The following is a 7,412-nucleotide window of genomic DNA, read 5'->3' on the forward strand; positions in this document are numbered from 1 at the left end:
AGAAAAAATTATTTATTGTTTTTTAAGTTTTTTTATGAATTTGTATTTAAATGTGAATAATTTTATTAATTAACATAATTTCCTAAGTTTAGCTATAAAAAATCCATCATAGTCCAAGCTTGGTAAAATCCGTCTGCATTTTGAAATTTCAGCAAATTCTTCACTTTGCCCTGCTTTAGCCTCAACATTTTCCAAATCAATATCTAAAAGCTCTAATTTAAACTCGCTTTTTAAAGCATTCTCTATCACTTCTTCATTTTCTTCCTTGGTAAAGGTACAAGTACTATATACAAGCTCTCCACCTATTTTTAATGCCTTTAAAGCAGAATGTAGAAGTTTTTTTTGAGTTTTTGCAATATTTTTGATTTCTTTATAACTTTTTTCCAAATCAAAACCTATTTTAGCAAAAGTTGAACAAGGCGCATCAAGTAAGATTTTATCAAATTTTAAAGGACACAAATTGCCTATATTTTTACCATCTTTCATAAAAACTTTAGCATTCACGCCGTAATTTTTAAGATTTTTTTGCAGAATAAAAAATCTATCCCTACTCATCTCATTGCAAGCTAAATAACCTGTATTTTGCATAAAATTTGCAAGATTGATACTTTTGCCACCCGGAGCTGCACACATATCAAGAACACTTTGCCCTGCTTTGACTTCTAAATTTAAAGCACACAAATAAGAAGAATAATTTTGTATATAAAAGCACCCCTCATTAAAAACTTTCATAGAACTTAAGATGGCTTTATCTTTAGCGTCAAACAAATAACAATAAGCATTGATCTTTTTAAATTTTAAATTTTGTTTTAAAAATTCTTTTTCTAATTCTTCAGTGCTAATTTTTAAAGTATTTGCAAATACACAAACATTTTTTTCTTGAGTAAAAGAAGATAAAATATTTTGCATTTCATCTTTGGTATAAAGTTTTTCTATTCTAGAGAGCAAAATAATCCTTTATCATGATAAAAGCAGCCAAAGAGTCTAATTTACCATCTTTTTTACGTGTATTTGCTATGCCGTATCCTAAAGCTTCTTTACTTGTTCCGCTTTCATCTACAAAGCAAATTTCTTTATCAAATTCAAGCAAAGAAACAAAATGCTTAATGCGTCTTGTCATTTCTTCTTCACTTGACCCACCCTTAGGAATGCCTACAATAAGTAAAGAAATCTCATGTATTTTAAGTAAATTTTTAATTTCATTAGCGGCTTGATTGCGATTTTTTCTTAAAACTGCATCTAAAGGCAAAGCGATCTTTTTATCTACGCAAAGCGCTACACCTATGCGTTTTAAACCTACATCTAAAGCCAAAGCTCTCATACTAAAACCCTTATAAAAAGCCCTTCTATGGAAATTTTTCCCTCAAGTTCGTATTCATAAACTTTTTGTCCATAAATTTTTAAAGCCTCATCAACACTCACACCTTTTTTACAAAACTCTAAAAATTCATCTTGATTTGTATCTATACTTGCAAACTCACTTACAAATTCTTTAAAATCACAGATTAACTTTGCTTTATTTTCCTTTAAAAGTAAATTAGTCCCTGTGCTTTCTCCTAGTCTTTGCGGTAAAACATATAAAGGCTTATTAAGCTCTAAAGCAAGCCTTGCACTTTGCATAGAACCACTTTTTATATCTGCTTGTGCAACCACAACAGCCTTGCTTAAAGCAATAACCAAACGGTTTCTTAGTAAAAAGTCATAATTTTTTGGCAAATAATCATCTTCGTATTCGCTTAAAGCTAAAGCGTTTTCATAAATTTGTTTAATGATTTTTTCATTAGTTCTTGGATAAATTTGATCTAAACCATTAGCAAAAATACCTATAGTATTTGGCATAGCTGCCATACTTGCAGTGATATCCACACCCAAAGCACCGCCACTTACCACGCAAAGATGAGCATTTTTAAGCATACTCGCTAAGGAAAAAACACAATTTTTCGTATAAACACTCATACGCCTTGAACCTATAATAGCGATTTTATCTTGTTTTAATAAAGATAAATTTCCTTTGTAGTGTAATTTTTTAGGAGACTTTTTTAAATCTTTAAAAAGTTTCAAAAATTCATCAGGCAAAATTTCACTTGCCATAAATTTCACTCAAATACACAAGATCAACGCCTTTTAACAAATCCTTACTTTGCTCTAAGGCTTTAAAAGTATTTTTCCTAGGATGTCCTATGGCTATAACAAAACCTTTTTTTTGTGCAAGTTTTACTGCGCTTTCGAGTTGTTTTTTAACATAATTAACATCATCTTCATTATCCAAAAACACATCTCTTTGTATATAAGGCATACTGAGTTCTTTAGCGATTTTATTTGCCTTAGAATTTCCTATAGTTTTAGAATCTACAAAAAATATATTTTGATTTTTTAAAGCCTCGTAAAGCTTTCTCATAGCTTCTTCATTGCTTGTAAATAAACTTCCTGTGTGATTATTGATATATCTTAAATCCTTAAAATCTTTTTTAATTTGCTTGATTTTTTTAAAAATTCTTTCTTTGCTATCATTTGGATTTAAAGTATCAATTTCTGGTTTATTATAATTAATTGCTGCTAAAGGTAAATGCACCATATAAAAATCAAATTTTAAAGCAAGTTTTGGCGTTTCACTATGGTTTTTATCTGGCGGAAAAAAAGAAGGATTTAACTTTAAATTTAAAGCTTTTAAACCTCTAACCTGACTTGCATTTGCCATATCATCGATAATAATAGCAAGTTTTGGTTTTTTAGAAATTTTATTTAAATGAATATCTTCATCAAAAGTTAAATTTTGATCTTGGGTTAAATTTGTATCTTTTGGAATAAAATTTTGTTCTAAACTCTGATTTTGCTCTAAACTTAAATTCTGCTCCACACTGCTTAAATTTTGCTCATTTAAACTTGTATTTAAATCATCGATTTCTTGAATTTTTTGCTCTAAAATACTTACAGATTTATTATTATCAAACTCATTCTCTTGAAAAATACCAATTTCATAATGATCTTTATTTGATGAAATTAAATCTTCTTGTTTATCAATAAAATAATCCGGCTTAACAGAAAAAACATCTTGGGAATTTTGATATTTTACTAAAATTCCCAAAGCTAAAGCTATACAAAGTAAAAAAAGTATAGCTATGATTAAATAACGCTGAATTTGAACTAATTTTTTCTTTGACAATGTTTAATTCTTATCTTTATCTACTAATTTTTTAGCACTGATCCAAGGCATCATAGCACGCAAATTGCGCCCTGTTTTTTCTATCAAAGAATCATTCATATTTTTGCGTTCTGCATGCATTCTAGCAAAACCTGCACGGCGTTCTAAGATAAAATCTTTTGCAAAAACACCATTTTGTATATCTTTTAAAACACCTTTCATCGCTTTTTTAGTCTCTTCAGTAACAATCTTTGGTCCTGTAATATAATCGCCGTATTCTGCAGTATTTGAGATAGAATAACGCATATCTGCAATACCACCTTGATAAATCAAATCCACAATGAGTTTCATTTCATGCAAACACTCAAAATAAGCCATTTCGGGTTCATAACCTGCTTCAACCAAAGTCTCAAAACCTGCTTGAATCAAAGCACTAAGCCCACCACAAAGCACAGCTTGTTCACCAAAAAGATCTGTTTCTGTTTCGGCTTTAAAGGTTGTTTCTATAATACCTGTGCGTCCGCCCCCAATCGCACTTGCATAACTTAAGGCTAAATTTTTAGCATTTTTACTTTCATCTTGATGGATGGCTATTAAACAAGGAGTTCCACCTCCTAAAGTAAATTCATTTCTTACTGTGTGTCCTGGTGCTTTAGGTGCTATCATGATAACATCTACACCTTTTGGAGCAACAATTTGACCATAGTGGATATTAAAACCGTGCGCAAAAGCTATAGCCTTGCCTTCACTTAAATTTGGTTTTATTTCGACATTAAAAATATCTGCTTGAATTTCATCAGGAGCTAAAATCATAACCACATCTGCTGTCTTAGAAGCCTCGCTTACACTCATTACTTCAAAACCAGCATTTTTTGCTTTAACAGCACTTACACTACCTTCACGAAGTCCGATAATTACATTTACGCCATTATCTCTTAAATTCATCGCATGAGCGTGTCCTTGAGAGCCAAAGCCTATAATTGCTACTTTTTTTGATTTGATTAAATTTAAATCACAATCTTTATCATAATATACTGTAATAGCCATATTCACTCCTTAAAAATTCAAAAATTAAAGGTATTATTATAGCAATTAAAGTATAAATTTCATATTTTTTTTATAAACTTTATGTAAGAATTTTACAAAAAATCATAAAGTATCAAAAGTGAAAGAATTTTTAAACAGTCTTAGTTATGGCATTAGCTCTCACGAAGTAAGCAATGAATTTAAACAAATTTTAAGAGAGCTTTTAGCTAATCATATCATCAAAGAACACAAAAACAAATACTATCTTAACAATGGTTTTGCCTTTGGAGTACTTGATATTTCAAGCAAAGGCACAGGTTTTTTACAATGCTTTGATGAAAGTTTCAAAAAAGATCTTTTGATAGAAAACAAAAACCTAAAAGGTGCAAACTATAAAGATATAGTCGCAGTAAAACTTCTACCTTTAAAGAAAAAACGCCCCAGTGCAAAGGTGATTTTAGTTCTAAAAAGAGCCAATGAAACCTCTTTAGTGATCACCAAAAGGTACGGCGAAGCCGTGCTTGGAATGAATATCAAAACAGGATTAAGCACTGCCTTAAAAGCTTCTCAAAAATCCTTAAAAGCACTACCTTTAGGAACAGTTTTAAAAATAGAAAATGAAAATAACAATATCATAGAAGTTTTAGGACATATCGATGATGAAAGTATAGATGAAAAAATCTCCTTAGCTCTTTTTAATAAAAATAACGAATTTAGCGACGCTTGTATCAAAGAAGCCCTAGCAAACGGCGATAGTGTTGATGCGAGTATGTATGAAAATCGCATGGATTTAAGAGCCTTGCCTTTTTGCACTATAGATCCTATACATGCAAAAGATTTTGATGATGCGATTTATTTTGACACTCAAAAACGAGAAATTTATGTAGCTATTGCTGATGTTAGCGAATATGTTTATGCTTATAGCGCTATAGATAAAGAAGCAAGAAATCGTGGATTTTCTATTTATTTTCCGCACATTGCTATACCCATGCTGCCTCGTCCTTTAAGTGAAAATATCTGTTCTTTAAAACCTCATTTAGATCGCTTAGCGTATTGTTTTAAAATCACGCTCAATCATGAAAATAAAGTCATCAAAGAAGAACTTTTTGAAGGTATTATCAACTCAAAACGCCGTTTTAATTACGATGAAGTTGATGAAATTTTGGTACAAAAACCTGATTTAAAAGAACTTTCATGGCTTTATGAGCTTTTTGAAATCACAAAAAATTTACGCAAAATGCGTCTTAAAAATGCCTTTGAATTTCGCACCGAAGAATTAAGAATGAATTTAGATGAAAATTTAAGTCTAAAAAGCACAGTTTTTGAAAAAGACACGCCTTCGCATAATTTGATCGAAGATTGTATGCTTTTAGCCAATAAAGCCGCAGCAAAACTCATAGATATAGGTATTTTTAGAAATCACTTAAGTGCTGATACAAGAAAAATCGATAAACTTTTAAATGAATTACGCGAACTCGGAATCGATGTAAATTTTAAGCCCAATCTTCCTGAACTCATACGAGACATACAAGCTTTAGCTGATGAATTAAATTTAAGAGCAGAAGTAGATAAACTCATCATCAAAGCACAAAAAAAAGCGGAATACTCTAGCGTAAATGCGGGACATTTTGGCTTAGGTTTTGATAAATACTCACATTTTACAAGCCCTATAAGAAGGTATTCTGATCTTATTTTACACAGACTTTTAAAAGCCAAACAAAAAAACGATGAAAAACTTTTTAATTATCTGCTTTTAAACATAGAAAGCACTTGCGAGAGTCTTAGTACGCTTGAAAGAGAGGCGGATAAGGTTGCTTTTGATTTTATGGATAGAAAATTTGCTAGATGGGCAGCCAAAAATATAGACAAAAAATTTAAAGCTTTAGTTGTGCAAAATGATGGAGTTTGCATAGCCAAACTAGATGATGAAATCAAAGGAGCGGATATAATCCTTTATGATACGCGTGTGAATTTGCTAGAAAGTGTTGAAGTGCAAATCATGGAAGCAGATATAGTTATGGCAAAAATTTATGCTAAAATCACCCAAAGACTTATAAAGGAAGAAAATGTATAGAAAAGAGCTCCAAACCCTGCTTTCTAAAGATTCAATACCTAATTTTTTCTTTCTTTATGGAGCAGATAATTTTCAAAGCGAACTTTATGCTGAATTTATAAAAGAAAAATATAAGCCCGATGAAACTTTAAAGCTTTTTTTTGAAGAATACAACTTCGCTCGTGCGAGTGATTTTTTAAGCACAGGATCGCTTTTTAGCGAAAAAAAATTACTAGAAATCAAAACTTCTAAAAAAATTGCAATAAAAGATCTTAAAATTTTAGTAGATCTTTGTAAAAACAATGCGGACAATTTCTTTCTTTTAGAATTTTATGATGAAAGTTCAAAGCAAAGCGACATAGAAAAAATTTTCTCTCCTCATTTTGTAAGATTTTTTAAAGCTAACGGAGCTAAAGAAGGCGTGGAACTTTTAAGCATAAAAGCAAAACAACTAAGGGTTGAAATCACTCAAAATGCTTTATTTACTCTTTTTACAAGTTTTGATGAAAACTTGTATCTTGCTGCAAGCGAACTTAATAAATTTAGCGGTTTAAGAGTAGATGAAAAAACCATAGAACAATACTGCTATAGTTTAAATACAGGAAGTTTTGAAAGCTTTTTTGATAAAATTTTAAAAAAACAAGACTTTAAAAGCGAACTTGAAAAAATTTTAGATAATTTTAATGAAATTGCTTTAATCAACTCTTTATATAATTCTTTTTATCGTTTATTTAAAATCGCACTTTATGTTAAAGTCAATGGCAAAATTGATTTTAAAGAGCTTTTAGGCTACACTCCACCCCCTCAAGTGGGACAAAATTTAAGCTCTCAAGCCTTTAGTTTAAAAATCGAACAATATAAAGAAATTTTCACTCTTTTACTTAAAAGCGAATACGAACTTAAAACCAATCCTAAACTCGTAAAAAAAGAATTTTTGATTTCGAATTTGCTTAAACTTGCAAGGATTTTAAAAAGTTAATTTTTAATCTTCAATCCTCTTCACTTCTTTTTAATCGTCTTAAAATGATTTAAAATGATTTATTGTTAATCTTAGCTGAGTTTTTAAAATACTTTAAAAGAATGATTGCAATCTAAAAAGAGTTTAACAACCTTAAAAACATCCATCCCAATAATTTTAAAATTATTAGGATGAAATTTTTAACAAGTAGGAGAGTAAAAACTAATTAAACT

Annotated in this window: 7 protein-coding genes; 2 read left to right on the forward strand and 5 right to left on the reverse strand. The window is 30.1% G+C overall.

Annotated features, from left to right (window positions below):
- Positions 1-69 precede the first annotated feature (69 nt).
- Genes AJN69_RS03775 through ilvC form a run of 5 tightly spaced genes read right to left on the reverse strand, consistent with a single transcriptional unit; the run spans position 70 to position 4,189 of the window.
- Positions 70-909, reverse strand: coding sequence for an RsmB/NOP family class I SAM-dependent RNA methyltransferase (locus tag AJN69_RS03775; protein ID WP_079396361.1), 840 nt, complete (start codon positions 907-909; stop codon positions 70-72).
- 28 nt (positions 910-937) lie between these two features.
- Positions 938-1,321, reverse strand: coding sequence for a Holliday junction resolvase RuvX (gene ruvX / locus AJN69_RS03780; RefSeq protein ID WP_044794336.1), 384 nt, complete (start codon positions 1,319-1,321; stop codon positions 938-940).
- Positions 1,318-2,091: a DNA-processing protein DprA gene (locus AJN69_RS03785; RefSeq protein ID WP_070287757.1), complete on the reverse strand. Its 774-nt coding sequence runs from the start codon at positions 2,089-2,091 to the stop codon at positions 1,318-1,320. The genes ruvX and AJN69_RS03785 overlap by 4 nt, the downstream gene beginning before the upstream one ends.
- Positions 2,081-3,163, reverse strand: a complete 1,083-nt coding sequence (locus tag AJN69_RS03790) for a divergent polysaccharide deacetylase family protein (RefSeq protein WP_002869356.1) — start codon at positions 3,161-3,163, stop codon at positions 2,081-2,083. The genes AJN69_RS03785 and AJN69_RS03790 overlap by 11 nt, the downstream gene beginning before the upstream one ends.
- A 3-nt stretch (positions 3,164-3,166) precedes the next feature.
- Positions 3,167-4,189, reverse strand: a complete 1,023-nt coding sequence (gene ilvC / locus AJN69_RS03795; RefSeq protein WP_070287755.1) for a ketol-acid reductoisomerase — start codon at positions 4,187-4,189, stop codon at positions 3,167-3,169.
- A gap of 118 nt (positions 4,190-4,307) precedes the next feature.
- On the opposite strand from ilvC, the gene AJN69_RS03800 reads away from it, so the two are divergent.
- Both AJN69_RS03800 and holA read left to right on the forward strand, forming a co-directional pair.
- Entirely contained in the window at positions 4,308-6,242 is a 1,935-nt protein-coding gene (locus tag AJN69_RS03800; RefSeq protein WP_052949629.1) for a ribonuclease R family protein, read from the forward strand.
- On the forward strand, positions 6,235-7,200 hold the full coding sequence (gene holA, locus AJN69_RS03805) for a DNA polymerase III subunit delta (protein ID WP_070287753.1): 966 nt from the start codon (positions 6,235-6,237) through the stop codon (positions 7,198-7,200). Before AJN69_RS03800 ends, holA begins: the two co-directional genes overlap by 8 nt.
- The last annotated feature ends 212 nt before the right edge of the window (positions 7,201-7,412 follow it).

The sequence above is a fragment of the Campylobacter sp. BCW_4338 genome (genome assembly GCF_001763255.1).
Classification (GTDB): Bacteria; Campylobacterota; Campylobacteria; order Campylobacterales; family Campylobacteraceae; genus Campylobacter_D; species Campylobacter_D jejuni.

Coding starts and splice junctions, on each gene's coding strand:
- ilvC (WP_070287755.1), bottom strand. CDS start 4,189: ATGGCTATTACAGTATATTATGATAAAGATTGTGATTTAAATTTAATC.
- AJN69_RS03775 (WP_079396361.1), bottom strand. CDS start 909: ATGCAAAATATTTTATCTTCTTTTACTCAAGAAAAAAATGTTTGTGTA.
- AJN69_RS03785 (WP_070287757.1), bottom strand. CDS start 2,091: ATGGCAAGTGAAATTTTGCCTGATGAATTTTTGAAACTTTTTAAAGAT.
- holA (WP_070287753.1), top strand. CDS start 6,235: ATGTATAGAAAAGAGCTCCAAACCCTGCTTTCTAAAGATTCAATACCT.
- ruvX (WP_044794336.1), bottom strand. CDS start 1,321: ATGAGAGCTTTGGCTTTAGATGTAGGTTTAAAACGCATAGGTGTAGCG.